This is a genomic window from Micromonospora sp. S4605 (assembly GCF_003176715.1).
Lineage (GTDB): Bacteria > Actinomycetota > Actinomycetes > Mycobacteriales > Micromonosporaceae > Micromonospora > Micromonospora echinaurantiaca.
Genome location: NZ_QGSW01000297.1, coordinates 1 through 24,337, shown reverse-complemented (window position 1 = coordinate 24,337; position 24,337 = coordinate 1). Strand labels below are relative to the sequence as shown.

Annotated in this window: 23 protein-coding genes and 1 pseudogene; 13 read left to right on the top strand and 11 right to left on the bottom strand. The window is 74.3% G+C overall.

Annotation, left to right across the window (positions count from 1 at the left end; all coding sequences use genetic code 11):
* Positions 1-46 precede the first annotated feature (46 nt).
* On the bottom strand, positions 47-256 hold the full coding sequence (locus tag DLJ47_RS26750; RefSeq protein WP_109903947.1) for a PspC domain-containing protein: 210 nt from the start codon (positions 254-256) through the stop codon (positions 47-49).
* Positions 257-640: 384 nt separating this feature from the next.
* Here DLJ47_RS26750 and DLJ47_RS26745 point away from each other — a divergent pair, with 384 nt between their 5' ends.
* The 10 genes from DLJ47_RS26745 (at position 641) to DLJ47_RS26700 (ending at position 14,345) form a co-directional block, all read left to right on the top strand.
* The gene (locus DLJ47_RS26745) at positions 641-2,047 is read left to right on the top strand and encodes an L-serine ammonia-lyase (protein ID WP_109903945.1); all 1,407 of its coding nucleotides are present in this window, start codon (positions 641-643) and stop codon (positions 2,045-2,047) included.
* Positions 2,048-2,106: 59 nt separating this feature from the next.
* On the top strand, positions 2,107-2,934 hold the full coding sequence (locus DLJ47_RS26740) for an ABC transporter permease (RefSeq protein ID WP_109903943.1): 828 nt from the start codon (positions 2,107-2,109) through the stop codon (positions 2,932-2,934).
* 1 nt (position 2,935) lies between these two features.
* Positions 2,936-3,682 carry an ABC transporter ATP-binding protein gene (locus DLJ47_RS26735; RefSeq protein WP_109903941.1) on the top strand — a complete coding sequence of 249 codons (747 nt, stop codon included), beginning with the start codon at positions 2,936-2,938 and terminating at the stop codon, positions 3,680-3,682.
* Positions 3,679-5,694, top strand: a complete 2,016-nt coding sequence (locus DLJ47_RS26730) for a DUF5941 domain-containing protein (protein ID WP_199236016.1) — start codon at positions 3,679-3,681, stop codon at positions 5,692-5,694. The genes DLJ47_RS26735 and DLJ47_RS26730 overlap by 4 nt, the downstream gene beginning before the upstream one ends.
* Before the next feature lie 15 nt (positions 5,695-5,709).
* Positions 5,710-7,920 carry a bifunctional glycosyltransferase/CDP-glycerol:glycerophosphate glycerophosphotransferase gene (locus tag DLJ47_RS26725; protein ID WP_109903939.1) on the top strand — a complete coding sequence of 737 codons (2,211 nt, stop codon included), beginning with the start codon at positions 5,710-5,712 and terminating at the stop codon, positions 7,918-7,920.
* A gap of 91 nt (positions 7,921-8,011) precedes the next feature.
* Positions 8,012-9,370 carry an ABC transporter ATP-binding protein gene (locus tag DLJ47_RS26720; RefSeq protein WP_199236015.1) on the top strand — a complete coding sequence of 453 codons (1,359 nt, stop codon included), beginning with the start codon at positions 8,012-8,014 and terminating at the stop codon, positions 9,368-9,370.
* A gap of 66 nt (positions 9,371-9,436) precedes the next feature.
* Positions 9,437-10,474, top strand: a complete 1,038-nt coding sequence (locus DLJ47_RS36400) for a hypothetical protein (protein WP_199236014.1) — start codon at positions 9,437-9,439, stop codon at positions 10,472-10,474.
* Between the two features lie 227 nt (positions 10,475-10,701).
* Positions 10,702-11,166 carry a DUF4442 domain-containing protein gene (locus tag DLJ47_RS26710; protein WP_109903937.1) on the top strand — a complete coding sequence of 155 codons (465 nt, stop codon included), beginning with the start codon at positions 10,702-10,704 and terminating at the stop codon, positions 11,164-11,166.
* 57 nt (positions 11,167-11,223) lie between these two features.
* Positions 11,224-11,976 (top strand): beta-phosphoglucomutase family hydrolase, encoded by a 753-nt coding sequence (locus DLJ47_RS26705; protein WP_109903935.1) that lies wholly within the window; start codon positions 11,224-11,226, stop codon positions 11,974-11,976.
* A complete protein-coding gene (locus DLJ47_RS26700; RefSeq protein ID WP_109903933.1) occupies positions 11,973-14,345 on the top strand; it encodes a glycoside hydrolase family 65 protein in 2,373 nt (790 codons plus the stop codon). Before DLJ47_RS26705 ends, DLJ47_RS26700 begins: the two co-directional genes overlap by 4 nt.
* Positions 14,346-14,456: 111 nt before the next feature.
* Here the strand turns inward: DLJ47_RS26700 and DLJ47_RS26695 are convergent, their stop codons facing one another.
* The gene (locus DLJ47_RS26695; RefSeq protein ID WP_109903931.1) at positions 14,457-14,636 is read right to left on the bottom strand and encodes a hypothetical protein; all 180 of its coding nucleotides are present in this window, start codon (positions 14,634-14,636) and stop codon (positions 14,457-14,459) included.
* 162 nt (positions 14,637-14,798) lie between these two features.
* Here DLJ47_RS26695 and DLJ47_RS26690 point away from each other — a divergent pair, with 162 nt between their 5' ends.
* On the top strand, positions 14,799-15,464 hold the full coding sequence (locus tag DLJ47_RS26690; RefSeq protein WP_109903951.1) for a dienelactone hydrolase family protein: 666 nt from the start codon (positions 14,799-14,801) through the stop codon (positions 15,462-15,464).
* Between the two features lie 36 nt (positions 15,465-15,500).
* On the opposite strand, the gene DLJ47_RS26685 is transcribed toward DLJ47_RS26690, so the two are convergent.
* Positions 15,501-16,607 (bottom strand): AI-2E family transporter, encoded by a 1,107-nt coding sequence (locus tag DLJ47_RS26685; RefSeq protein ID WP_109903929.1) that lies wholly within the window; start codon positions 16,605-16,607, stop codon positions 15,501-15,503.
* A 294-nt stretch (positions 16,608-16,901) separates the two neighbouring features.
* On the opposite strand from DLJ47_RS26685, the gene DLJ47_RS26680 reads away from it, so the two are divergent.
* On the top strand, positions 16,902-17,084 hold the full coding sequence (locus DLJ47_RS26680) for an antitoxin (protein ID WP_088997160.1): 183 nt from the start codon (positions 16,902-16,904) through the stop codon (positions 17,082-17,084).
* A 121-nt stretch (positions 17,085-17,205) separates the two neighbouring features.
* On the opposite strand, the gene DLJ47_RS26675 is transcribed toward DLJ47_RS26680, so the two are convergent.
* Together DLJ47_RS26675 and DLJ47_RS26670 are read right to left on the bottom strand one after the other, a co-directional pair.
* Entirely contained in the window at positions 17,206-17,808 is a 603-nt protein-coding gene (locus tag DLJ47_RS26675; RefSeq protein WP_109903927.1) for a hemerythrin domain-containing protein, read from the bottom strand.
* A 112-nt stretch (positions 17,809-17,920) separates the two neighbouring features.
* Positions 17,921-18,808: an aminoglycoside phosphotransferase family protein gene (locus DLJ47_RS26670; RefSeq protein ID WP_109903925.1), complete on the bottom strand. Its 888-nt coding sequence runs from the start codon at positions 18,806-18,808 to the stop codon at positions 17,921-17,923.
* A gap of 140 nt (positions 18,809-18,948) precedes the next feature.
* On the opposite strand from DLJ47_RS26670, the gene DLJ47_RS26665 reads away from it, so the two are divergent.
* On the top strand, positions 18,949-20,265 hold the full coding sequence (locus tag DLJ47_RS26665; protein WP_109903923.1) for an FUSC family protein: 1,317 nt from the start codon (positions 18,949-18,951) through the stop codon (positions 20,263-20,265).
* A gap of 9 nt (positions 20,266-20,274) precedes the next feature.
* Here the strand turns inward: DLJ47_RS26665 and DLJ47_RS26660 are convergent, their stop codons facing one another.
* The 6 genes and pseudogenes from DLJ47_RS26660 to DLJ47_RS35940 form a co-directional block, all read right to left on the bottom strand.
* Positions 20,275-20,934 (bottom strand): C39 family peptidase, encoded by a 660-nt coding sequence (locus DLJ47_RS26660; protein WP_109903921.1) that lies wholly within the window; start codon positions 20,932-20,934, stop codon positions 20,275-20,277.
* A 326-nt stretch (positions 20,935-21,260) separates the two neighbouring features.
* A complete protein-coding gene (locus DLJ47_RS26655) occupies positions 21,261-21,668 on the bottom strand; it encodes a pyridoxamine 5'-phosphate oxidase family protein (RefSeq protein WP_109903919.1) in 408 nt (135 codons plus the stop codon).
* Between the two features lie 57 nt (positions 21,669-21,725).
* Positions 21,726-22,067, bottom strand: coding sequence for a YkvA family protein (locus tag DLJ47_RS26650; RefSeq protein WP_109903917.1), 342 nt, complete (start codon positions 22,065-22,067; stop codon positions 21,726-21,728).
* A 50-nt stretch (positions 22,068-22,117) separates the two neighbouring features.
* Positions 22,118-22,918, bottom strand: coding sequence for a hypothetical protein (locus DLJ47_RS26645; RefSeq protein ID WP_109903949.1), 801 nt, complete (start codon positions 22,916-22,918; stop codon positions 22,118-22,120).
* Positions 22,919-23,067: 149 nt separating this feature from the next.
* On the bottom strand, positions 23,068-23,436 hold the full coding sequence (locus tag DLJ47_RS26640) for a hypothetical protein (RefSeq protein ID WP_146228203.1): 369 nt from the start codon (positions 23,434-23,436) through the stop codon (positions 23,068-23,070).
* A gap of 220 nt (positions 23,437-23,656) precedes the next feature.
* Positions 23,657-24,337: pseudogene (locus DLJ47_RS35940) on the bottom strand (WXG100 family type VII secretion target); the annotation flags it as partial.

Here is a 24,337-nt window from a genome sequence, read left to right as displayed (position 1 = left end):
CTTTCGCTGACCGTGCGGGCGGCCGGGGTGGGGAGGCCGGGTGGGGTCAGTGGCGGGTGGTGGCGAGGTAGCGGTCCTCGTTCGGCATCAGGATCCAGAGCACCAGGTAGACGACCACCTGGGTGCCGGGCAGCAGCAGCGACAGCAGGAACAGCAGCCGGACGAAGTTGGCGGACGTGCCGAACCGCTGGGCCAGACCGGCGCAGACACCGGCGAACATGCGTCCCTGGCGGGGTCGGACCAGTTTGCGACTCATCGTCGTACTCCCACTCTGCGGCGGATCCGCCGCGTCTGACATCAACGGTAGGAACAGGCGGCGCCCCTGCCCTCGGCCTGCGGGAGGATCGGACAGCCGGTCACCCGTAGGTGGTTACCCGGCCGGGTCCGACCCGACGCGCCGCCGACCCCCGCCGACCCGACGCGGCGCCGGCCCGACGCAGCACCGGCCCGACGCGCCGCCGGCGTCGTGCCGGATCGTGCCGGCCTCGGTGCCGGGCCGGGCGGCGGCTGACCTGGGCAGGTAGGCTGGCAGGTCGGGCGTCCACACCCTGCGATGCCCGACCGCCGCCCGACCGGGGCGGCCACCACCGGGCCGGGCCACCACCCCGCGCGAGGCGGACGACGGCGAGGAAGAGCAGCCATGATCAGCGTTTTCGACCTGTTCAGCGTGGGCATCGGGCCGTCCAGCTCGCACACCGTGGGGCCGATGCGGGCCGCCCGCACCTTCGTCGCCGGCCTCAAAGCCGACGGGCTGCTCGCCGACACGACGCGGATCCAGGCGGAGCTGTTCGGCTCGCTGGGCGCCACCGGGCACGGCCACGGCAGCGACCGGGCGGTGCTGCTCGGGCTGGCCGGCGAGGCGCCGGAGACGGTCGACACCGACTCCGTCGAGCCGCGGGTCGCCCGGATCAGGGCGGACCGGCGGATCAGCCTGCTCGACGCGCACGAGATCGACTTCGACCCGGACCGGGACCTGGTGCTGCACCGCCGCCGGTCGCTGCCGTACCACCCGAACGGGATGACCTTCGCCGCCTACGACTCCGCCGGTGAGCCGGTCAGGACGCGGACGTACTACTCGGTGGGCGGCGGGTTCGTGGTGGACGAGGCGGCCGCCGGGGCGGACCGCATCAAGCCCGACACCACCGCCGTGCGGTACCCCTTCTCCACCGGTGGGGAGCTGCTCGCGGTGACCCGCGAGACCGGGCTGTCGATCAGCGAGGTGATGCTCGCCAACGAGCTGTCCTGGCGCAGCGAGCGTGAGGTGCGGGCCGGCCTGCTGGAGATCTGGCGGGTGATGCGGGAGTGCGTCACGCGCGGCTGCGAGCGGGACGGCGTACTCCCCGGTGGGTTGAAGGTCCGGCGGCGGGCGGCCGAGCTGTACCGCGGCCTGATGGCGGACGCGGACCCGGTCCGGTCGGCGGCCGGCGCGGCGGGCCGGGGAGCGGCGGACCCGCTGCGCGCGATGGACTGGGTGACCCTGTTCGCCCTCGCGGTCAACGAGGAGAACGCGGCCGGCGGCCGGGTGGTGACCGCCCCGACCAACGGCGCGGCCGGGATCATCCCGGCGGTGCTGCACTACTACGACCGGTTCTCCCCGGGCGCCTCCGAGGACGGGGTGGTGCGTTTCCTGCTCGCCGCCGGCGCGATCGGCGTGCTGTTCAAGGAGAACGCCTCCATCTCCGGTGCCGAGGTGGGCTGCCAGGGCGAGGTCGGGTCGGCCTGCTCGATGGCCGCGGCCGGGCTGGCCGAGGCGCTCGGCGGCACCCCGGAGCAGGTGGAGAACGCCGCCGAGATCGGCATGGAGCACAACCTCGGGCTCACCTGCGACCCGGTCGGTGGCCTGGTGCAGATCCCCTGCATCGAGCGGAACGCGGTGGCTAGCATCAAGGCGATCACCGCCGCCCGGCTGGCGCTGCGCGGCGACGGGGTGCACGCCGTCTCGCTGGACAAGGTCATCAAGACCATGCGGGAGACCGGCGCGGACATGAAGGTGAAGTACAAGGAGACGGCGCGCGGCGGCCTGGCCGTCAACGTGATCGAGTGCTGACCGGGCATTCGTTCACCGACTGCTAACCTGTCGTCCGTTCACTGAGGCGGGAGGCGGCGGTGACCTCGGGCGTCGGCGCGTTGTGGTCGCACCGCAATTCGCTGCGCATCCTGGTCAGACGCGACCTCGCGGTGAAGTACCAGCAGTCCGTGCTCGGCTACCTGTGGTCGCTGATCGAGCCGCTCGGCATGGGCGCGATCTACTGGTTCGTCTTCGGCGTGCTCTACTCCCGGGACACCACCCGGCACCTCGGCGAGGCCGCCGACTCGTACCCGCTCTTCCTGATCACCGGGATCTTCGCCTGGATGTGGACCAGCTCCGCGCTGAGCGAGGCGACCAACGCGCTGACCGGCCAGTCTCGCCTGATCACCACGATGAACGTGCCGCGTCAGGTCTTCCCGATCGGCCGGGTCGCCGGCCGGTTCGCCGAGTACGCCGCCGGCCTGCCGATCCTGGTCGCGGTGGCGCTGGTGTACGCGGCGCACGGCACTGTCACCCTCGGCTGGTCGCTGCTCGCCCTGCCGCTGGCGGTGGCCGTGCAGGCGGTGCTGCTGGTCGGGCTGGCGCTGCTGCTGTCGGCGTTCAACGTGCTGATGCGTGACGTCGAGCGGTTCATGCGGCTGATCATCCGGGTGCTCTTCTACGCCACGCCGATCATCTATCCGCTGAGCCTGGTCCGCGACTCCGACCTGCCCGGCTGGCTCAAGCTCGGCTACGAGTTGAACCCGCTGGTCGGCATCTTCCAGCTGCACCACGCCATCTGGTACCCGGCCGAGTTCCCGGACGCCCGGCTGCTCGCCACCACCGTCGGCGGCAGCCTGCTGGTGCTGCTCGCGGGCTGGTGGTCGTTCCGCCGGCTGGAGCCCGCCGTGCTCAAGGAACTCTGAAATGGCCGACCCGATCATCGAGGCCGAGGGCCTCGGCATCCGGTTCGTCCGCAACCGCCGCCGGCAGTTGCGGCTGCGGGAGCTGTTCATCCACCGTGGCGCCCGGGGCGCGGCGAGCGGCCAGTTCTGGCCGCTGCGCGACGTGTCGTTCGCGATCTCCGCCGGCGAGACGGTCGGCGTGATCGGCCGCAACGGCACCGGCAAGAGCACGCTGCTGCGGCTGATCGCCGGGGTGCTGATCCCGGACGAGGGCAGGATCCGGGTTCGCGGTGACGTCGCGCCGCTGCTGGAGCTCTCCGCCGGTTTCTCCAACGACCTGACCGGGCGGGAGAACCTGTACCTGGTGGGCGGGCTGCACGGGCTGTCGTCGAGCTACCTGAAGCGGCACTTCGACGACATCGTCTCGTTCGCCGGGGAGCAGGTGGAGCGGGCCATCGACACCTCGGTGCGGCACTACTCGTCCGGGATGAAGGTCCGGCTCGGCTTCGCGATCATCTCCCACCTGCCGCACCCGATCCTGCTGATGGACGAGGTGACCGCGGTCGGGGACGCGGAGTTCCGGAAGAAGTGCTATGCGACGATCGACCGTCTGCTCGGGGAGGGGCGCACTCTGGTGCTGGTGTCACACAACGAAAAGGACCTGACCCGGTTCTGCCGTCGGGGGCTCTTCCTCGACGGCGGCCGGTTGAGCGTCGACGGGACGATCGCCGAGGCGCTGGACGCGTACCACAGCGCGGTCCCGCGGTGACCCTCGCGATCGTGCTCGCCGCCGGAGCGCCGGCCGCGAGCCTGCCCACCACCACGCCGGCCCCGGGCCTGCCGGCGGCGACGACCGGCGGGTCGCTGGCCGACCGGCTGGCCGCGCAGTTGCGCCGGGCCGGGGCGGCCGAGGTGCGGTTCGCCGCCGACCTGGACGAGTTGGCCGCGCTCGCCGACGCCGCCACCGGGCCGGTGCTCGTCACCGGCGCCGACCTGGTCGCGCACACCGCCGTGCTGCGACACCTGGCCACCAGCCCGGTCGGGCCGACCGTGGCGCTGGTGCTCACCGACCCGCCGGACGCCGGCTGGGTCGCGGTGCGCGAGGAGCGCGGCCAGGTGGTCGACGCCGGGCCGGCGGAGCGGTTGGCCGGCGAGGCCACCGGAATCTTCGGCGGCGCGCTGCGGGTCGGCGCCGACGACCTGCCGGTACTCGCCGCCGCGGCCCGCGCGGTCGCCGCCGGCACCGCGCCGACGGTCGCCGGGCCCGCCGTGGACCGGCTCTTCGCCGGCCTCGCCGGGCTGGGCACGCTGACCTTCGCCCACCGGGTACGCCTGCTCGTCGCGCACCGGGTCACCGACGCCGCCGGGCTGGCCGCCGCGGCGGCGGCGGTGGCCGCCGTCGACGAGGACCGGGCCGAGCTGAAGCTCTCGGTCAAGGAGCGGGACGACTTCTTCACCACCTTCTTCGTCAGCACCTGGTCGCCGTACGTGACGAAGGCGGCGGCCCGGATCGGGCTCGGCCCGACCGCCGTCACGATGATCTCGGTGGCCTTCGCGGTGGCCGCCGCGCTGCTCTTCGGCGTCGGCGGCCGGCCGGCGCTGGTCGCCGGGGCGGTGCTGCTCTACCTCGGCTTCGTGCTCGACTGCGTGGACGGCCAGCTGGCCCGCTACACCCGGCACTTCAGCGCCTGGGGTGGCTGGCTGGACACGATGGCCGACCGGGCCAAGGAGTACCTGGTCTACGCCGGCCTCGGCTACGGCGCGACCCAGGCCGGGTTCCGGTACGGCTGGGCGCTGGCGATCGCCGCGATGACCCTGCAGTCCGTGCGGCACATGACCGACACCTGGTACGGCGTGCTGCACGACGAGGCCGCCCGCCGTCCCCGCCCGGCGGCGGGCGCCACCGGCGGCATCGGCGGGAAGCTCAACGCCGCCTCCACCCGGGTGCAGGCCGACACGGGGTCGGTGTCGTACTGGCTGAAGCGGACGGTGGTCTTCCCGATCGGCGAGCGGTGGGCGCTGATCGCGGTGACCGTGGCGCTGTTCGGCCCGCTGGTCAGCCTGGTCGCCGTGCTGACCTGGGGGGTGCTGGCGTTCGCGTACACCGGTGCGCTGCGTACCCTGCGGGCCCGCTGGATGTGGGTTCCGGTGCTGGACACGGTCGACGCCACCCTGCACCGCGACGACGGCCCGCTGGCCCGCCGGCTGCCGGTGCTGCGCCCGATGGGGCCGCTCACGCTGGCCGTCGTCGCCGCGCTGGGGTCGGCGGCGCTGCTGGTGGCGGCGCTGCTCGCGGCAAACGGCGGCGACCCGGGCTGGCTGCGCTGGGTGCTGCCGGTCGCGCTGCTGGTGCTGCTGGTCGGCGGGCTCGGCGCCGGCGCGGCGCACAACGGGCCGCTGGACTGGCTGGTGCCGGCCGCGCTGCGGGCCGCCGAGTACCTCTTCGCCATCGCGGTCGGGGTGGTCGGCGGGGTGCCGGCGTGGCTGGTCTTCGGCTACGTCTTCGTGCTCACCCTGCACCACTACGACCTCACCGCCCGGTTGGAGAAGCGGCAGGCCGCGCCGCCGCTGCACCCGGCCACGCTGGGCTGGGAGGGACGGTCGGCGCTGCTGGCCCTGGCGGCGATCGTCGGAATTGCGGGTATCGGGATGGCTACACTCGGTACGTACCTTCTCGTGGTTTTTGTGGGGAGCGTGGTCCTCGCCTGGGTCGTCCTGCCCGCCCGCGCCGCGCGGGCGACGGCGGGCCTGGTCGGTGCGGAAGGGCGCTCGCCGGGCTGACGGAGGGGCGGCCGGATGACTCTGATCAGCTTCGTCGTACCGGCCTTCCGGGTGCAGGGCTACCTGCGCGAATGCCTGGACTCCATCCTCGGCCAGCCGGTCACCGACATCGAGGTGATCGGGGTCGACGACTGCTCGCCGGACGACGGCGGCGAGATCCTCGCCGAGTACGCGGCCCGCGACCAGCGGATGCACGCGATCCGGCTGACCGAGAACGTCGGGCTCGGTCCGGCCCGCAACATCGGGCTGGACCGGGCCGTCGGCGAGTACGTCTGGTTCGTCGACGGTGACGACTGGCTGGCGCCGGACTGCCTGGTCGAGGTGGCCGAGCGGCTGCGCGCCGACCGGCCGGACGTGCTGCTGGTCGACCATGTCCGGACGCACTGGAACGACACCGCCACCCGCAGCGCGATGGCCGAGGTGTTCCCGGAGCCGCCCGGGGAGGGGACGTTCCGGCTGCGGGACCGGCCGGAGACCCTGCACCTGCTGCACACCGCCTGGAACCGGCTGGTCCGCCGGCGGTTCCTGGTCGAACTGGGGCTGCGCTTCGCGCCCGGCTGGTACGAGGACGTCTCGTTCAGCTACCCGGTGCTGATGGCCGCCGAGCGGATCGCCGTGCTGGACCGGGTCTGCGTGAACTACCGGCAGCGGCGGGCCGGCGCGATCACCCGGACCCGGGGCGACCGGCACTTCGAGGTCTTCGAGCAGTGGCACCGGGTGTTCCGGCTGATGGACTCCTGGGGGCCGGCGGTCGACGAGCTGCGTCCGGCGGTCTTCGAGCGGATGATCTGGCACTACCTGACGGTGCTCGGCAACGGCCAGCGGATCGCCCCGGAGTTGCGTCCCGGCTTCTTCCGCCAGATCACCGCCGACTACGCCCGCTGGGTCCCGCCGGACGGCCGGCCGGCCCCGGCCGGGGTAGAGGGGCTCAAGTACCGGCTGGTGGCGGCCGGGCGCTGGCGGACCTTCAGCGCGCTGCGGACCGCCAGCCAGGCCCGGGACGCGACCCGGCGGACGGCTCGGGGCACGAAGCGGCGGGTCGCGCCGGCGGCCCGGCGTACCGCCCGGACGGCCCGGGACGCCATGCTGCGTGGGTACTACCGGGCCGAGCTGCAGCGCCCGGTCGACCAGACGCTGGCCGTGTACGCGGCCTACTGGTACCGCGGCTATGCCTGCAACCCGGCGGCCGTCTACGAGGCGGCCCGGCGGCTGGCACCGCAGGTGCGCGGGGTGTGGATCGTCCGCCGGGACCGGGTGCACACGCTCCCCGAGGGCGTCGAGTACGTGGTCGCCGGCACCCCCGGGTACCACCGGGTGCTGGCCCGGGCGCGCTGGCTGGTGAACAACGTCAACTTCCCGGACTTCGTCCGGAAGCGACCGGAGCAGGTGCACCTGCAGACCCACCACGGCACGCCGGTGAAGGTGATGGGGCTCGACCAGCAGCGCTATCCGCTCGGCGCGGGCGGGATGGACTTCGCCGGGCTGCTGCGCCGGGTGGACCGCTGGGACTACAGCGTCAGCTCGAACAGCTTCTCTACCCAGATGTGGGAGCGCGCCTACCCGGCCGCGTACACCACCCTGGAGGTCGGCTACCCGCGTAACGACCGGCTGGTCACCGCGACCGCCGAGGAGGTGCGGCGGGTCCGCGCCGACCTCGGTCTCGGCCCCGGCGAGCGGGTGGTGCTCTACGCGCCGACGCACCGGGAGCACCTGCCCGGCTACCGGCCGCCGTTCGACCCGGACCGGTTCCTCGACGTGCTCGGCCCGACCGGCCGGCTGCTGATGCGCAGCCACTACTTCCACGACCGGGACCGGCGGGCCCGGCGGCCGGTGTACCGGGACCGGATCCGCGACGTCAGCGCCCATCCCCGGGTGGAGGACCTCTACCTCGCCGCCGACGTGCTGGTCACCGACTATTCGTCGGCGATGTTCGACTACGCCGTGCTCGACCGGCCGATCGTCGTCTACGCCCCGGACTGGGACGCGTACCGGCTGGCCCGCGGGGTCTACTTCGACGTGACAGCGGAGCCGCCGGGGGCGGTGGCCCGCACCTTCGCCGACCTGCTCGACCTGTTCCGCTCCGGCGAGTACGGCTCGGACGCGGCCGGCAAGGCCCGCCAGCAGTTCCGCGCCCGGTTCTGTGCGCTGGAGGACGGCCGCGCCGCCGAGCGGGTGGTGCGCCGGGTCTTCCTCAACGAGCCGCCGGAGAGCCGTCCGGCCTGCTGAACCATCGCTCAGATCGATCGCCGGCGCTCGATACGGCGTAATAGGTCTGTCACCGCCTGAACATGGCACGTTTACCCGATGTGCGGAGCGCATGAGTTTCGTCACAGTCATTCGGGGTTCGGCCGACGAGCTGGGGGAGGAGACGGTGACCACCGTCGCGCTCAAGGATGTGACCAAGGTCTTCGCCGACGGCACGCGCGCCGTCGACAGTGTCAACCTCGACGTCAACGACGGCGAGTTCATGGTGCTGCTCGGCCCGTCCGGCTGCGGCAAGTCCACCGTGCTGCGGATGGTCGCCGGGCTGGAGGACCCGAGCTCGGGCGCCATCATGCTCGACGGAGAGCTGGCCAACGACCTGCCGCCCCGGGACCGGAAGATCGCCATGGTCTTCCAGGACTTCGCGCTCTACCCGCACATGACCGTCGGCGACAACATCGCCTTTCCGCTGCGGCTGGCCGGGATCGAGCCGGTGCCGCGCGGCGAGCGGGTCACCGACGTGGCCAGCGCCCTCGGCATCGGCGACGTGCTCGGCCGCAAGCCCAGCCAGCTCTCCGGCGGGCAGCGCCAGCGGGTGGCGATGGGCCGGGCGATCGTCCGCCGACCCGGCCTGTTCCTGATGGACGAGCCGCTGTCCAACCTGGACAGCGGGCTCCGCGCCGAGCTGCGCGCCGAGATCTCCGGGCTCACCCGCGAGCTGGGCGTCACCACCATCTACGTCACCCACGACCAGGCCGAGGCGCTGACCATGGCCGACCGGGTGGCGATCATGCGCAAGGGCGTGCTGCAGGACGTCGGCACCCCCACCCAGGTGTACGGGCGCCCGGCCACCCTCTACGTGGCCGCGTTCCTCGGCAGCCCGCGGATGAACCTGCTGGAGGCCTCGGTCTACGTCCACCTCGACCGCTACGTCACGCTCACCCTCGGCGAGCAGGCGCTCTACCTGCCCTGGGACGACATCCGCAGCCGGGCGGTGGCGCACTACCACGGGGAACGGATCGTGGTCGGCATGCGGGCCGAGGCGCTCACCCCGGTCGCCCCGGACAGCCCCGGCGACGTGCTGCACGGCCGGATCCGCTACCTGGAGCACCACGGGCACGAGTCGCTGGCCTTCCTGGACATCGGGGCCACCGCGATCGTGGTCGACGAGATGGGCGCCCGCGCGGACGCCACCGACGTCGCCGGCCAGCGCGGGCTGCGCCGGTTCGGCCAGGTCATGCAGCGGCTCGCCGGGCGGGCCGGGGAGGAGCAGGCGCCGAGCACGAGCGTGGGCACGCGGACCAGCGTGCTCAACGACCCCGGCCGGCACCACCGCCGCCCGGCCGAGTTGGCGGTGCGGCTCGCGCCGTACCCAGCGGTCGCCGCCGGTCACCCGCTGTCGATCGCGGTACGCATGGACGCGCTGCACTTCTTCGACGAGCGCGGCGACCGGATCGACGTGGGGTGGCGGTGACCCGCCCGGTGCCCTACCGTCAGCGCACCACAGTCCACAGAGCATCGAACCGGAAGGGGTGCGCCCGTGTCGGGTGACCGTCCCAGCCCGCTGGTCATCGAGCGCATCCTGCGCGACCGGCAGGGCATCTGGCAGCAGATCGTGGCCGAGCGTGACCTGAACGCGCTGACCGGCCGGATGCTGGTCAGCTCGGCCGTGGCGCTGGCCTGCTACGGCGCGGTGCTGGGCGCGTTCCACAGCGCGCTGATGGCGCTGACCTCGGCGGTGAAGCTGCCGCTGCTCTTCCTGGTCACGCTGGTCATCTGCCTGCCCACGCTCTACCTGTTCAACCTGGTCTTCGGGGCCCGGCTCTCGGTCCGGCAGTCGGTGGCCCTGGTGATGGTGGCGATCACGGTGACCTCGATGCTCGCCGTGGCGTTCGCGCCGATCAGCCTGTTCTTCCTGATCACCGCCCCCGACTACGGCTTCTTCAAGCTGCTCAACGTGGCGATCCTGACCCTGTCCGCGGTGGTCGGCCTGCGCTTCCTGACCGGTGGCATGCAGGTGCTCAACGAGCACGGCCTGCTCGCCCCGGCCACCGCCGGCCAGGCGGCGAGCGCCGGCACGCCCGCCGCCCAGGCGGTGCCCGCCCAGGCGGTGCCGACGTCGGTCGAGGCGGCGCAGCCGGCCCCGGCGGTGGCCGAACCGGTGCCGGCGGGTGCGGCGGTCAGCGGTGCGGCGGTCGCCGCGAACGGCACGCCGGCCGCCGACGGGTCCGCGCCGGCCACCACCCAGCCGGCCCCGGCGCAGCCCGCCCCGGTCGCGCAGCCGGCGTTCGTCGGGCAGCCGGCGCTCGTCCCGGCGGGGTACCCGGCCGGGATGGTGCCGCCCGGCTACCCCCAGCGGCCCTGGGGCACCCCGCCGGCGCGGCGCGGCGAGCCGGGTCAGCGCCCGGCCAGCATGACCCTGCTCTACATCTGGATCCTGCTCTTCGGCTTCGTCGGCACCCAACTCGCCTGGACGCTGCGCCCGTTCTTCGGCGACCCGGGCCAGGGCTTCGCGCTGTTCCGCAGCATCGACGGAAACTTCTACGCCGAGATCCTCCGCACCATCGGCAACCTCTGACCCGCCACCACCCCGACGCGTCCCGCCCCCGCTCCCGGGGCGGGGCGCGTCGGAGGTTCGGGTGCAGCTGTGGTTGCTCCGACGACCACAGCTGCACCCGAAGCCGCGGCGGCCCTCCCGGCAGGGAGCGGTGGCGGGCGGGGAACCGGTGGCGGGCGGTGGCACAGCTTCCTGATCGGCGGGCGCAGTGGCTTGCCCGCGAAGTTACTGGCGAGTAGCGTCCGGGTATGACCATCGACTCGCGCCAGGTGGCGGCGGCCATGCTCCAGGCCGTGCCGTTCGCCCGCACGTTGAACCTCGAGTTCGTCGAGGTGGCTCCCGAGGCGGAGGGTGGAGTGCGGGCGGTCGTCCGGCTGCCCGACACGCCGGCCACCCACAACCACGTCGGCGGTCCGCACGCCGGGGCGATGTTCACGCTCGGCGAGACCGCCTCCGGAGCGGTGGTGATGGCGGCGTTCGGGCAGGTGCTCGACCGGGCGGTGCCGCTGGCCGTCCGCGCCGAGATCGCGTACCGGAAACTGGCCATGGGCCCGGTGCTGGCCACCGCCCGGCTCGGCCGCCCGGCCGCCGAGGTGCTCGCCGAGCTGGCGGCCGGCCAGCGACCGGAGTTTCCGGTGCGGGTGGAGATCGCCACCGAGGCGGGCAAGCCCACCTCGGAGCTGACAGTGATCTGGACGCTGCGGCCGAACTGAAGCCCCGGCGGCGCGGAAACAGGTTTTTCCCGGCGGCGGTCTGGATAGATTCGTACCGTGCTGGGCCTGCCTGCTCACGTGACCGCCTGTCTCTTCGACCTGGACGGTGTGCTGACGCAGACCGCCCGGGTGCACAACGCCGCCTGGAAGGCGACCTTCGACGAGTTCCTCCAGCGGCACGCCGCGATCAGCGGCGAGCCGTTCCGCCCGTTCGATCCGGGGCCCGACTACAACCGGTACGTCGACGGCCGGCCCCGCGCCGACGGGGTGCGGGCCTTCCTCGCCTCGCGCGGCGTGGTGCTGCCCGAGGGGGCACCGGGCGACCCGCCCGAGGCGGAGACGGTCAACGGGGTCGGCAACCGGAAGAACGTCCGGCTGCTGCAGGAGCTGCGCACCCACGGGGTCGGCGTCTACCCCGGCTCGGTCGACTACCTGAAGGCGGCCGCGGCGGCGGGGCTGCGCCGCGCGGTGGTCACGGCCAGCGCCAACGGCGCGGAGGTGGTCGCCGCCGCCGGCATCGAGCCGCTGCTGGAGGCACGGGTGGACGGCCTGGTCGCGCGCGCCCAGGGGCTGCGCGGCAAGCCCCACCCGGACACCTTCCTGGCCGGCGCGAGGCTGCTCGGGGTCGCACCGGCGCAGGCCGCGGTGTTCGAGGACGCGCTGGCCGGGGTCGCCGCCGGGCGGGCCGGCGGGTTCGGCTACGTGGTCGGGGTCGACCGGGTCGGGCAGGCCGACGAGCTGCGGGCACACGGAGCGGACGTGGTGGTCGGCGATCTCGCCGAACTGCTCGACGGGGGGCGGAGCGCATGATCAGGGAACGGGCCTATCCGGTCGAGCCGTGGCACGTGCGGGAGACCCGGCTGGACATGGACGTGCTCGCCCAGTCCGAGTCGGTCTTCGCGCTCTCCAACGGCCACGTCGGGCTGCGCGGCAACCTCGACGAGGGCGAGCCGCACGGCCTGCCCGGCACCTACCTCAACTCCTTCTACGAGCTGCGCCCGCTGCCGTACGCCGAGGCCGGGTTCGGCTATCCCGAATCGGGTCAGACCATCGTCAACGTGACCAACGGCAAGCTGATCCGGCTGCTGGTCGACGACGAACCGCTGGACGTCCGCTACGGCGAGCTGATCTCCCACGAGCGGATCCTCGACATGCGCGCCGGCACCCTGCACCGGGAGCTGCACTGGCGCTCCCCGGCCGGTCGCGAGGTCAAGGTGCGCAGCACCCGGCTGGTCTCGTTCACCCAGCGGGCGGTCGCGGCGATCGACTACGAGGTGGAGGCGGTCGACGGGCCGCTGCGGCTGATCGTCCAGTCGGAGCTGGTGGCGAACGAGACGCTGCCGGCGCAGAGCAAGGACCCGCGGGTGGCGGCGGTGCTCGAGTCGCCGCTGCTCGCCGAGGAGGAGCTGACCACCGATGACGGCGGGGTGCTCATCCACCGCACCAAGGTCTCCGGGCTGCGGGTGGCCGCCGCGATGGACCACGAGGTGCAGGCCCCCACCCGCACCACCATCGAGTCCGAGGGCTACCAGGACTGGGTCCGTACCACCATCGGGTGCGTGCTGGAGCCGGGCCAGAAGCTGCGCGTGGTCAAGTACCTGACGTACGGCTGGTCCAGCCGGCGGTCCCTGCCGGCGCTGCGCGACCAGGTAAACGCGGCCCTCGCCGGCGCGAAGCTGGACGGCTGGGACGGGCTGCGCCGGGAGCAGCGGGAATACCTCGACGAGTTCTGGGACGCCGCCGACGTGGTGGTGGAGGGCGACCCGGAGGTGCAGCAGGCCGTGCGCTTCGGTCTCTTCCACGTGCTCCAGGCCGGCGCGCGGGCCGAGCGCCGGCCGATCGCCGCGAAGGGGTTGACCGGTACCGGATACGACGGGCACGCGTTCTGGGACACCGAGATGTTCGTGCTGCCGGTGCTCACCTACACCCATCCCGCCGCGGTGCGGGACGCGCTGCACTGGCGGCACAGCACGCTGCCCTACGCGCGCGAGCACGCCCGGACGCTGAACCTGGAGGGTGCGGACTTCCCCTGGCGGACCATCGAGGGGCCGGAGTCGTCGGGTTACTGGCCGGCCGGCACGGCGGCCTTTCACGTCACCGCCGGCATCGCCGACGCGCTGCGGCGCTACGTGCTGGTCACCGGGGATGTCGAGCTGGAACGGGAGATCGGGCTGGAGCTGCTGGTGGAGACCGCCCGGCTGTGGCGCTCGCTCGGCCACCACGACCGGCGCGGAAAGTTCCACATCGACGGGGTCACCGGCCCGGACGAGTACACCGCGGTGAAGAACGACAACATCTACACCAACCTGATGGCGCAGCGGAACCTGCTCACCGCCGCGGACGCGGTGATGCGGCACCGGGACGAGGCGTTCCACCTCGGGGTGACCGACGAGGAGGCGGCCGCCTGGCGGGACGCGGCGATCGACATGCACATCCCCTACGACGAGGAGCTCGGCGTCCACCAGCAGGTGGAGGGCTTCACCCGGTTGCAGGAGTGGGACTTCGCGCACACCCCGGCGGAGAAGTACCCCTTGCTGCTGCACTACCCGTACTTCGACCTGTACCGCAAGCAGGTGGTCAAGCAGGCCGACCTGGTGCTGGCCATGCACTGGCGGGGTGACGCGTTCACCCCGGAGCAGAAGTTGCGCAACTTCCTCTACTACGAGCGCCGTACCGTGCGGGACTCGTCGCTGTCGGCCTGCACCCAGGCGGTGCTGGCGGCCGAGGTGGGCCATCCCGAGCTGGCGCACAGCTACCTGCGCGAGGCCGCGCTGATGGACCTGCACGACCTGAGCGAGAACACCCGCAACGGCGTGCACATGGCGGCGCTGGCCGGGGCGTGGATCGCGCTGGTGGCCGGCTTCGGCGGGCTGCGCGACCACGACGGGATGCTGTCCTTCTCGCCCCGGCTCTCCAGCCGGCTGAGCCGACTGGAGTTCTCGCTGCAGTGGCGGGACATGCGGTTGCGGGTCGACGTGCGGCCGCACCAGGTGACGTACGCGCTGCGCCACGGCGACCCGGACGACGTGCTGGAACTGCGCCACCACGGCGAGAAGGTGCGGGTCACCTGCGACGAGCCGGTCACCGTGCCGGTGCCGCCGCTGGAGGTCTCCGGCCCGGCCCCGGAGCAGGCCCCCGGCCGGTCGCCGCTGCTGCGGCTGCCCGAGCACGAGCCGTAGGCCGCGCAGGCGCGTTCCGGACGCGGAGGTTCGTGACGTCCGCCGTACCCGGGGAAGGATCCGGACGGACTGCGCCGCCGGCCCGCGACGTGCCGGGCCGGCGGCGACCGGTCAGATCGGTTCGCCCTGGGACGGTCGGCCCGCGGCGTCGCGCGGCGCCATCGCCCGCGGATCGTCGGCTACCCGCGCCTTCGCGGCCTCGTCGCCCCAGTCCCGGCTGCGTTCCTCGTCCTGTTCCCGCCGTTCCCGCTCGGCGGCCTGCGGTCGGGACCCTCGCTGCTGCTGCGCCATGGCGATCCTCGCGATCCGTCGGGGCGCCCTCGCGCCGGTACGGTCTGCGGTCACCCGCCGGCTACCCGACCACCCAGCCGGCAAACGCCGGCGTGCCGGGCGCGGTGCCGGGTAAGTCCGGTGACGCAGCCGGCGGTCCGGCCGGCGGGGGTGGAGGTCGAGATGGACGTGCGCAGCAGCGAGGTGACGATCCCGGCGGAGGCGGTGGAACTCACCGCCGACCTGCTGGTGCCGGCGGAACCCACCGGGGTGGTGCTTTTCGCGCACGGCAGCGGCAGTTCCCGGCACAGTCCGCGCAACGTCGCGGTGGCCCAGGCGCTGAACGAGCGGGCGCTCGGCACGGTGCTGGTGGACCTGCTCACCGCGACCGAGGACCAGCTGGACGCCCGCACCGCGGAGCTGCGCTTCGACATCGGCCTGCTCGCCGGCCGGCTCGCCGCCATCGTCGACTGGCTGGCCACCGAGCGTCCCTTCGGCGCGGCGCCGATCGGTCTCTTCGGCGCGAGCACCGGAGCGGCCGCCGCCCTGGTCGCCGCGGCGGCCCGGCCGGACCTGGTGCGCGCGGTGGTCTCCCGGGGTGGCCGACCGGACCTGGCCGGCCCGGCCCTGGACCAGGTACGCGCGCCGACGCTGCTGCTGGTCGGTGGCCTGGACGAGCAGGTGATCACGCTGAACGAGCAGGCCCGCGCCGCGCTGCCGGGCACCGTCGAGCTGAGGATCGTTCCCGGCGCCACCCACCTGTTCGAGGAGCCCGGCACGCTGGAGCAGGTGGCCGATGCCGCGGCCGGATGGTTCACCACCCACCTGCGCCACCCGATCCCCTCCTGACCGGCCCGGGCGCGGTCCTGGCCGCGGCCGGGCGCGTCAGCCGGTGGCGGGCGACTCCCGTTCCTGCTGCACGGTGTCCACGATCCGCCAGATCACGGCGGTGACCGGTACCGCGACGAAGGCGCCGGCGATCCCGCCGACCAGGGTGCCGGCGGTGACCGCGACCAGGATCACCGCCGGGTGCAGGCGTACCTGGCGCTTCATGATCAGGGGTTCGAGCAGGTTGCCCTCGATCTGCTGGACGGCGATGACGGCGGCCAGGGTGAGCAGCGCGGTGACCGGCCCGTTGGCCGCGAGCGCCACCAGCACCGCCACCGCGCCGGTCACGGTGGCCCCGATGATCGGCACGAACCCGCCGAGGAAGACGATCAGCGCGAGCGGCAGCGCCAGCGGGACGCGGAGCACCACCAGGGCCAGGCCGATGCCGATCGCGTCGATGGCCGCGATCATCATCGTCCCCCGGCTGTACGCGCCCAGCGTGCGCCAGCCCACCCGGCCCGCCTCGGCGGCCACCGCCCGGTTCGGCCCGGTCGCCCGGTCGAGCACCCAGTGCCACATCGACCGCCCGTCCTTGAGCAGGAAGAAGAGGAGCACCAGGGCCAGCAGCGCCGAGCCGAGCACCTCGCCGACGGTCCGGGCGCCGGACACCGGGTCCAGCGAGCCCTGGCTGAGCGCCTGGCGGCCCTGGTCGATCAGCCGGTCGAGCTGCTGGTCGCTCACCGGCAGGGTGGAGGTGACGAAGTCCCGGCTGCGTTGCACGCCGCGCTGGAGTTCCTCGCTCAGCTCGCTGAACTGGCTGGCGGTCAGGTTCCACACCAGCGCGCCGACCCCGACCAGGACGCCGAGCAGCAGCAGCACGGTGAGCAGGGCGGCCAGCGCGGCGGGCAGCCGCAGCCGGCGCAGCCGGAGCAGCACCGGGTCGAGCAGCGCGGTCAGGAAGACGGTGGCGGCCAGCGCGATGGCCAGCGGCGCGAGCAGCACCGCGATCCGGCCGACCAGGTAGAGCCCGGCGGACACCACCACCAGGCAGGCGCTCCACACGACCGCCGTGCGGACCAGCCACGGCAGCCCGGCCCAGGCCTGCCGGGGGCTGCCGTCCCGGCTGGTCGTCTCGGGCGTACGCCCGGCACCGTCGTCACTCACGTCGGCCCTCCTCGATCTCCGGCGTGGTCGGTACCCGGCCGGCGTCCGTCCGACACCCGTGCCCACGCTAGGCGGCCGGCCGGCCGTCGGGGAGCGGATCCTTGTTACCGGCGGACGAGCCGGGGACCGTCCACGGTGGTGCCGGGCCGGGCCGCCGGTGTGGCCGCCGGCGCGGCCCGGGCGGTGGCTCGGCCGGCGCGTCGCGTCCCGTCCGTGGCGTTCTGTCCGGTCGGCGTTTGCGCCCCTGGCCGGGGGGAACGCAGGATGCCCGACCCCGAGTTGAGGAGAGCCCTGATGAGCGACTTCATGGACAAGGCCAAGGACTTCGCCGACAAGCACGACAAGCAGGTCGACCAGGGGCTGGAGAAGGGCGGCGAGATGGCCGACAAGCGCACCGGCGGCAAGTACGACGAGCAGATCGACAAGGGCGTCGACCAGGCCCAGGCGCGTACCGGCGAAGGCGACCAGGCGCGCTGACCCCGGCACCACCGTCCCGGGTCGCCGTACGCGGCGGCCCGGGACCGTCCTTTCCGGAGCGCCCGCCCGTTCAGTTCAAGCGGGGCGCCACGAGCCGTCAGCCAGCGGCACGTGGTGCTGGTCAGTTCTGCCGGTCGCGCAGCTCGGCCGTCGAGGTGGTGCGACCGCTGAGCGCATCGCGCATCCGGTCGACCAGGCCGGTGCCCGGGTTGAGCAGCCGGTTCGCCGGCGGGTGGTCCGGTGCGGCCGGGTGCGGCCGGGTCGGCGCCGCCTTCTTGGCAGCGGTCACCTTGCCGGCCAGTTCCACCAGTTCCTCCCGGGCCACCGCGGCGCGCAGCCGTGGGAACAGGTCGCTCTCCTCGTCCTGCACGTGGTGGCGGATGGTGCTGGTCAGGTGGGCCAGCAGCGGGTCGAAGCGGGGGTCGGAGGGGTCCAGCGACTCCAGCTCCTTCATGGTCCGTTCGGCGTCGGCGTGCTCGCTGATCTCGTGTTCGGCGAGCTGGTCGCCGTCCGGCAGCGCCTTGCGGGCCAGCGGGTAGACGTACATCTCCTCGGCGACCGCGTGCCGGACCAGCTCGGCGATCACCACGTCGGCCAGCTGCCGGCGGTGCTCGGGGGTGCCCTGCCGGGTCTCCAGCTCGACGAAGAGCGTCTCCACCTCGCGGTGGTCGGCGGTCAGCACGTCGACGACGTCCTGGCCGGTGGCGGTCTGTGTCTCGGTCATGATGGCCCCTTACCGGTTGCGGAAACGGTCGGTTGACCGGCCTGGTACCCGAGGGCGGGCGGGTGAACCCACCACAGCGGAGCCCCGGGCCGCACCGCCGTCTCCGCGCCGGTCAGGGCCGGTCGTCGAGGAGCGCGGCCAGCGTGTGCCGGGCCGTGGCCGCCATCACCGGGTTGGTGTCGACGTAGTACGGCAGGGCACCGATCGCCTGCACGAGGGCCCAGCCCCGCCCCCGCTGCCAGGTGTCGTCGTCGACGCCGAGCGCCCGGCGGTACGTCTCCCGGGCTGCCGGGGGCAGCAGGTTCCAGGCCGGCATCAGGTCCACCGCCGGGTCGCCGACGCAGACCGTCTCCAGGTCGATGACGGCGGCCAGCCGGCCGTCGCGGACCAGCAGGTTGCCCGGCATCAGGTCGGCGTGGATCCAGACGTCGGCACCGTCGTGCGGGGCGGCCGCGAGGCAGCGGTCCCACAGTCGCGCCAGGCGTGCGGTGTCGACCAGGCCGGTGCTGGCGGCCAGGGAGTCGCGGACGTACCCGTCCTTGTCGCGCAGCGGACCGCCCCGGCCGTGCCCGGCCCAGGACCGCCCGCCGGTGTCGATGGCGTGCAGCGCGGCCGCGAACCCGGCGAGGTCGCAGGCGAAACGGTCGGGATCGCCGAGGATACGGGTGCCCACCGGCTCGCCGGGGATCCACCGGTACGCCGTCCACGGACCCGGGTAGCCTTCGGCCGGCTCGCCGAGGGCCAGCGGCTCCGGCACCGGCAGCGGCAGGTGCGCGGCGACGCGGCGGGCGATCTCCTGCTCACGTTCCAGCTCCGCGCGCAGGTCGGGGCGGGGCCGCAGCGGGAACCGCAGGACGATCTCGTCGCCGAGCCGGAACAGCGCGTTGACCGTGCCGTGCGAGACGACCGGTCGTACGGGGTGGGCCCGCCACCGCGGGAACTGGTCGGCGACGAGCGCGGCGACCAGCTCCACGGGGACGTCCACCTGGTCGGTGTGCATCCTCACCGGCCGATCCTCACCCGGTGGCCGGTACCGGGGCGAGCGGGTTTCCGACGGGCCGCTCCGCGCGGTTTCCGACGGGCGGGCAGCGCTGCCCGCAACGGCACGGTTCACCCGCTCCGGGCCGGGTAACCGCCGCCATGGCCGAGGATCGCCGGACGACCGACTCCGCCCGCTCACCGCTGGATGTGGTCCGCGAGCGGGGCGGTCGGGCGGTGGCCGAGGTCCGCCAGCGCGGAGCGCAGGCGGGTCGGCTGCGGCTGCGGCAGTTGGAGGTCACCCTGATGATCGCCCTCCAGGCGGGGCTGGCCGCCGCGCTGGCCGCGCTGCTGGCGCAGCAGCTGCTCGGCGCCGGCCCGCACGTCTTCGCCCCGGCCGCCGCCGTCGGCACCATCGCCGCCGCGATCGGGCAGCGCGCCCAACGGACGTTGGAGCTGCTGATCGGGGTGGCGCTCGGCATCGTCACCGGCGACGTCCTGCTGTACTGGCTCGGCTTCGGCCCGTGGCAGACCGGCCTGGTGGTCTGCCTGGCGATCGCGGCGGCGCTGCTGGTCGCCGGGCGGAGCGGGTCCCTGGTCGGGCAGGCGGGCGGTACGGCTGTGCTGATCGCCACGCTCTCCCCGTCCGAGCGCAACCTGGAGGTGCCCCGGATCCTCGACGCGCTGGTCGGCAGCGCGGTCGGGCTGCTGGTGGTGGCGCTGCTGGTGCCAATCAACCCGATCCGGGTGCTGGACCGGGCCACCGCCCCGATCTTCACGCAGCTCACCGAGCTGTTGCACGAGGTTGCCCGCGGCCTCACCCAGCGGGACGCGGACCGGGTGGTGCGGGCCCTGGAGCGGTTGCGTGGTCTGGATGCCGACATCGGACGGCTGAACGAGTCGCTCAGCGGAGCCGAGGAGGTGGTCACGGTGGCGCCGGTCCGGTGGCGCCGGCGGCAGGACTTCCACCGCTACGCCCGCAGCGCCCAGCACCTGGAGCGGCTGGTGCTCGACAGCCGGGCGTTGGCCCGCCGGTCGGCCACCCTGATCCAGTACGGCGAACCGGTCCCGGCACACCTGCCGGACGCCGTGGCGCGGCTGGGTGACGCGGTCCGCGAACTGCGGCGGGAGTGCCAGGGCGGCGGGTCGCTCGAACGCACCCGGCGACTGGTGCTGGAGGCCGCCGAACTGGCCGGCCGGGCCTGGGCGGACGGGGTCGGCAGCTTCGGGGACACAGTGGTGACGGACCTGCGTACCGCCGCCAGCGACCTGCTCCGGTCGGTCGGCTGCGAGCCGGACGAGGCCAACCGGCTGGTCCGCCGGGCGGCCGGCGCCGGCGAGTTCGCCGGGCGACCGCCGGCCCGGGGCCGGATGGAGCGGCGGGCCGCACCGACCAGGTCCCGCCGTGCCCGCCGGACGCACCGGCAGCGCGGACGCCGACGGGCCGGCCTCCCCGAACGGGGGAGACCGGCCCGTTGATGCCGTCGGTCAGGACGAGTAGCCGCGCTCGGCGATCCAGTTGGCGACCTTCTCCAGGGTCATCCAGTACTCCGGGACCGGGCTGGCCGGGTCGGCGACCCGGATCAGGTCAGCGCCGTCGCGGTAGCCGACCAGGGTCAGGTAGTGGCCACCCTCGTACGAGTGCGGGCTGCCGTCGGTGTCCACCGCGGTGCCCTTGACGTTGGCCACCACCGGCCGGCCGGCGTCCAACGCGGCCAGCACGTCGGCCCGCAGCCGGTCGATCTCCTCGGGCTTGGCGACCGGGCCGGGGATCTCGGTGGTCTTGTACCGGCCACCGGTCAGCTCGTTGAGCACCCGGGTGGTGTCCAGCGCCGAGTCGGTGCCGGCCTCGGTGGTGCCCAGCCGCTTCGCGACCTCGTCCTGGGACAGCGCCTTGCCCTGCGCGGACAGCGCGATCCGGGTCGCGGCCGGGCCGCAGTAGTAGAAGTTGGGCTGCGCCTGGTACTCGATGCCCACCATGCGCTCGGCCCGCTTGTCCGCCCGACCGCCCTTGTCGGTGTGCGGCGAGGCGACCGGGGCCGTGCCGGCCGGCGCGGCCGAGGCGGCCATCGCGGGGCCCGCGACGCACCCGCCGGCCACCAGCAGCCCGGCGACGGACAGATAACTCTTCTTCAGGATCGGGTTCATGGGTCGGGCTCCAATCGGGGGGTTGTCGGCCCCGGATCGGGGCCGCAAGCACCGGGAAAGGCGCTCGGCTCAAGGGATCTCGCACCGCCCGGGCCGCGTGGGCCACGGACGTACCGGGGATGTAACGGTCCTGCTCCGGCCGGCATTCCGCCCGGCCGGTCGGGCTCCCACGGCGGTACGACCAGGTGCATCGGTGGCAGCGGCAGCCGGATTCCGGGGCCCGCGGGTCCCTGGCGGAGTTCTCGGGAATGAAACGGTCATCGAGGATGGGCGGAACGTAACCGCGCGGGAGGTCCCCGGATCGGTCGATCCCGGGCCTGTCCGGGTCAGAGCGCGCCGAGGACCCGGGTAACGGTGATCTCGATGACCACCCGCTCCGGGTTCGCCCGGGGCGTCCGGTAGCGCTCGGCGTACCGGCGTTCGGCCTCGGCGACGGCGGTCGGATCCGACCGGAGCAGGGCCCGCCCCTCGACGGTCAGCCAGCGGCGCCCGTCCACCTGGCAGACGGCAACCGGCGCCCCGCCGGGGCCGGCAGCGGCGACGTGGCGGGCCTTGTGCGAGCCGCCGCTGGTGATCACCCGGGCCAGGCCCGCCGCGGCGTCGACGGTGACCCCGACCGGCACCACGTGCGGGGTGCCGTCGGCGCGCAGGGTGGTCAACGTGGCCAGGTGCCGCTCCCGGCAGAACGCGACGACCCGCTCGTCCCGAAGGTCCAACCGATGCGCGTCCGGCATGCCCGTCCCCCGTCTCCCGGTGCGGCACCGATCATCACATGCGGCACCGGCTGCGGTTCAGGAGACCGGACGCCGGACCCGGCCCGGATCGGGGGGCGTGCCCGGTCGCCCGGGCAGCGGCCGGCCCGCGGCCCGGCGCTTGCCGACCAGCCGGGTGAGGTAGATCAGCGCGCCGGCCAGCACGCCGATGTCGTCGAGGTAGATCGGGTCGGGGAGCAGATCCACCGGGAAGATCGCGTAGATCAGCGCGCCGTAGAAGGCGACCTTGCCGCCGCCGCCCAGCTCGCCGAGCATGCGCCGGACCCGGACCACCCGTACGGCCAGCAGTACGGCGCCGGTGAGCATGGCGACCACCAGGACGCCGACGACCGCCACCACGAGCCACGCCTCACTGGACATACGCACACGCTAGCCCGGCCCGCCCAGCGTCGCCCGATCGGGAAGCCGGTTCAGTACGCGGCGACCGCGGCCCGGCCCCGGGCGACCGGGGGCAGTTCCCGGGTCTGCTCGTTCGCCGAGCTGCGCGGGCTCTCGGCCAGCGGCAGCACCGACGGGGCCTCCTCGGCCGGGCGGCGGGTCGCGGCGAACGCCTCGTCGCGCAGGCTGCGCGCGGCGGCGGCGGCCAGCTCGGCGGCGCGCCAGGCGGCCTGCTCCCGTTCCCGGGCCGCCCGCTGCCGGGCGAGCAGGTTGTCCCGCACCGCCCGGCGCAGCACCAGTTCCTGCTCCACCGGGTGCCGTCGCGGGTCCCAGCCGTTGCGGTGCGCGAAGACGTCGCTGAGCTGCTCCACCGACAGCTCCCGCCGCCAGTACGCGTCCAGCGCGGTGCGGTGAAGGAAGCGCTCGCGGTCGGCGTACTCGGCGGGGGTGCGGGCGGTGCGGGGCAGCGGCAGCGCCGCGGCCGCCGCCAACCGCCGGACGTCCGCCTCGGCGGCCTCGTACGCCTGCCAGACCTGCTCGACCTCTTCCTGCGCGGCCAGCCACTCGGCCCGGCGGCGTCGCGCGGTGGCGGTAGCCCGCTCGGCGGCCACCGCGACCTCCGCCGCGTAGCGGGCCCGCTCGCGCTCCTCCTCGGCCAGTTCGAGTTGGCTCGGCATCGCCGCCTGCCGGATCCGGGCGCCGGCGTCGAAGCGCAGGCGGCCCGGCCGCAGCAGCAGGCCGGCGACGATGACGGCCACCACGCCGAGCAGGCTCAGCCAGATCGCGGCGGCCCGGGGGACGTCGGGCAGGACGGCGGAGAGCACGGTTCGCATCAGCAGCACCTCACGGCGGCAGGGAAAGGGTTCGACGGTCACGGGCCCGGGTCGTTCGGGGTGCGGCGGGCGTCGCCGGCGGTGGGCCGGCGGGTCGCACCCTCAGCCCGTCGGTCGGGCGGTCATCAGGGCGGCGACGGGGCTGACGGTCAGACCGTGGGTGGACCGCGCCGCGCCGGCACCCCGCGGCCGGGACCCGTGGCCGGACCGGCGACCCGGTCGGTGGCCACGACGTCGGCGGTGACCGGTGCGGCGGCCTCGGCGGCGCCCGGCTCAGCGGGGGCGGTCGTCGGCGCCGCCGCGCTCGTCGGGGCGTCGGGGCGCAGCGCGTCGACCCGGCTCGTCACGGCGAGCGGCCGGAGCTGGGCGGCGGTGGTGGCCGGTTCGGTGGCGGCCGCGGCGGTCACCCCGCCGAGACCGACGACGAGCACCAGCGCGGTCGCCGCCAGGCGGGTCATCGCCCGCAGCGCGCGCAGAGTGACCGACCACAACGGGCGGGCGGACGCTACGGACGGCACCAGACAAACCTATCGTCCGGTTCCGGTGGTCGCAGCACGGCGACGGGGACGGTGACCGACGCCACGCGGGTGCGGTGTGGACGGTCGTCGCGAGAGTGGGATCGAGCGCTCCCGGATGCGGGCGGCGCAGGGTCGGCGGCTGCCGCTCAGCCGGGGCGGACATGACGACGGCCCACCCGGTGGTCGCCCGCCGGATGGGCCGTCGTGTGCGGGTCGCCGGTCAGCGATCGGTGCCGAGCACCGGCGGCGCGGCGTCCGCGCCGTCCTGCCAGACCATGTCGTCCTCGGTGAGCCAGGTCAGCCGGTCGTCCGAGGTGTCGTCGTCGTGCTGCCCGCGGCCGCCGAGGACGCCGGCCCGGTTGGCGGCCCGCCCCTGCCGGGCGGTGGCGGCGTCGCGGCCCGCGCCGTCGCCGCGCCGCCCGTCCATGCCGCGCCCGACGCCGCTGGCCGACCTGGTCTCGGCCGCCGCCGTACCGCCGGTGGGCCGGGCCACGGTGGTCGGCGAACTGCTGGCCGATCCGGCCAGCGCGCCGGTGCCGATCAGCCCACCGCCCGCACCGCCGAGCAGCGGACCGAGCCCGCCGCCGGCCGAGGCGGTCATCGTGCCGCCGCCCACGCCGACCGGTGGCGCGCCGCCGAGCACCGGGGTGCTGGTCAGCGGGCCGGCTCCGGCGAGGGAGGTGCCGAGGTCGGGGTCGGTCGTGCCGCCGATGGTGCCGGGGGTCGTGCCGCCGGAGCCGCCCGATCCGGAGCCGGTGCCCGGGCCGGACCCGACCTGGTCGGGCGTGGTCACGGTGTTCCCGCCGGTCTGCGGGGTGAGGCCGGTGCTGGTCGGCGCGGCCGTCGGCGTGGTCGCGCCGGGGCCGCCGCGCGGCGTCGTGGTGCCGCCGGTGGTGGGGCG

Excerpts from the sequence above, each read along its gene's own strand:
- DLJ47_RS26750 (WP_109903947.1), bottom strand. The coding sequence starts at position 256 with ATGAGTCGCAAACTGGTCCGACCCCGCCAGGGACGCATGTTCGCCGGT.
- DLJ47_RS26745 (WP_109903945.1), top strand. The coding sequence starts at position 641 with ATGATCAGCGTTTTCGACCTGTTCAGCGTGGGCATCGGGCCGTCCAGC.
- DLJ47_RS26735 (WP_109903941.1), top strand. The coding sequence starts at position 2,936 with ATGGCCGACCCGATCATCGAGGCCGAGGGCCTCGGCATCCGGTTCGTC.
- DLJ47_RS26725 (WP_109903939.1), top strand. The coding sequence starts at position 5,710 with ATGACTCTGATCAGCTTCGTCGTACCGGCCTTCCGGGTGCAGGGCTAC.
- DLJ47_RS26720 (WP_199236015.1), top strand. The coding sequence starts at position 8,012 with ATGAGTTTCGTCACAGTCATTCGGGGTTCGGCCGACGAGCTGGGGGAG.
- DLJ47_RS26710 (WP_109903937.1), top strand. The coding sequence starts at position 10,702 with ATGACCATCGACTCGCGCCAGGTGGCGGCGGCCATGCTCCAGGCCGTG.
- DLJ47_RS26700 (WP_109903933.1), top strand. The coding sequence starts at position 11,973 with ATGATCAGGGAACGGGCCTATCCGGTCGAGCCGTGGCACGTGCGGGAG.
- DLJ47_RS26695 (WP_109903931.1), bottom strand. The coding sequence starts at position 14,636 with ATGGCGCAGCAGCAGCGAGGGTCCCGACCGCAGGCCGCCGAGCGGGAA.
- DLJ47_RS26690 (WP_109903951.1), top strand. The coding sequence starts at position 14,799 with ATGGACGTGCGCAGCAGCGAGGTGACGATCCCGGCGGAGGCGGTGGAA.
- DLJ47_RS26680 (WP_088997160.1), top strand. The coding sequence starts at position 16,902 with ATGAGCGACTTCATGGACAAGGCCAAGGACTTCGCCGACAAGCACGAC.
- DLJ47_RS26675 (WP_109903927.1), bottom strand. The coding sequence starts at position 17,808 with ATGACCGAGACACAGACCGCCACCGGCCAGGACGTCGTCGACGTGCTG.
- DLJ47_RS26670 (WP_109903925.1), bottom strand. The coding sequence starts at position 18,808 with ATGCACACCGACCAGGTGGACGTCCCCGTGGAGCTGGTCGCCGCGCTC.
- DLJ47_RS26665 (WP_109903923.1), top strand. The coding sequence starts at position 18,949 with ATGGCCGAGGATCGCCGGACGACCGACTCCGCCCGCTCACCGCTGGAT.
- DLJ47_RS26660 (WP_109903921.1), bottom strand. The coding sequence starts at position 20,934 with ATGAACCCGATCCTGAAGAAGAGTTATCTGTCCGTCGCCGGGCTGCTG.
- DLJ47_RS26655 (WP_109903919.1), bottom strand. The coding sequence starts at position 21,668 with ATGCCGGACGCGCATCGGTTGGACCTTCGGGACGAGCGGGTCGTCGCG.
- DLJ47_RS26650 (WP_109903917.1), bottom strand. The coding sequence starts at position 22,067 with ATGTCCAGTGAGGCGTGGCTCGTGGTGGCGGTCGTCGGCGTCCTGGTG.
- DLJ47_RS26645 (WP_109903949.1), bottom strand. The coding sequence starts at position 22,918 with ATGCGAACCGTGCTCTCCGCCGTCCTGCCCGACGTCCCCCGGGCCGCC.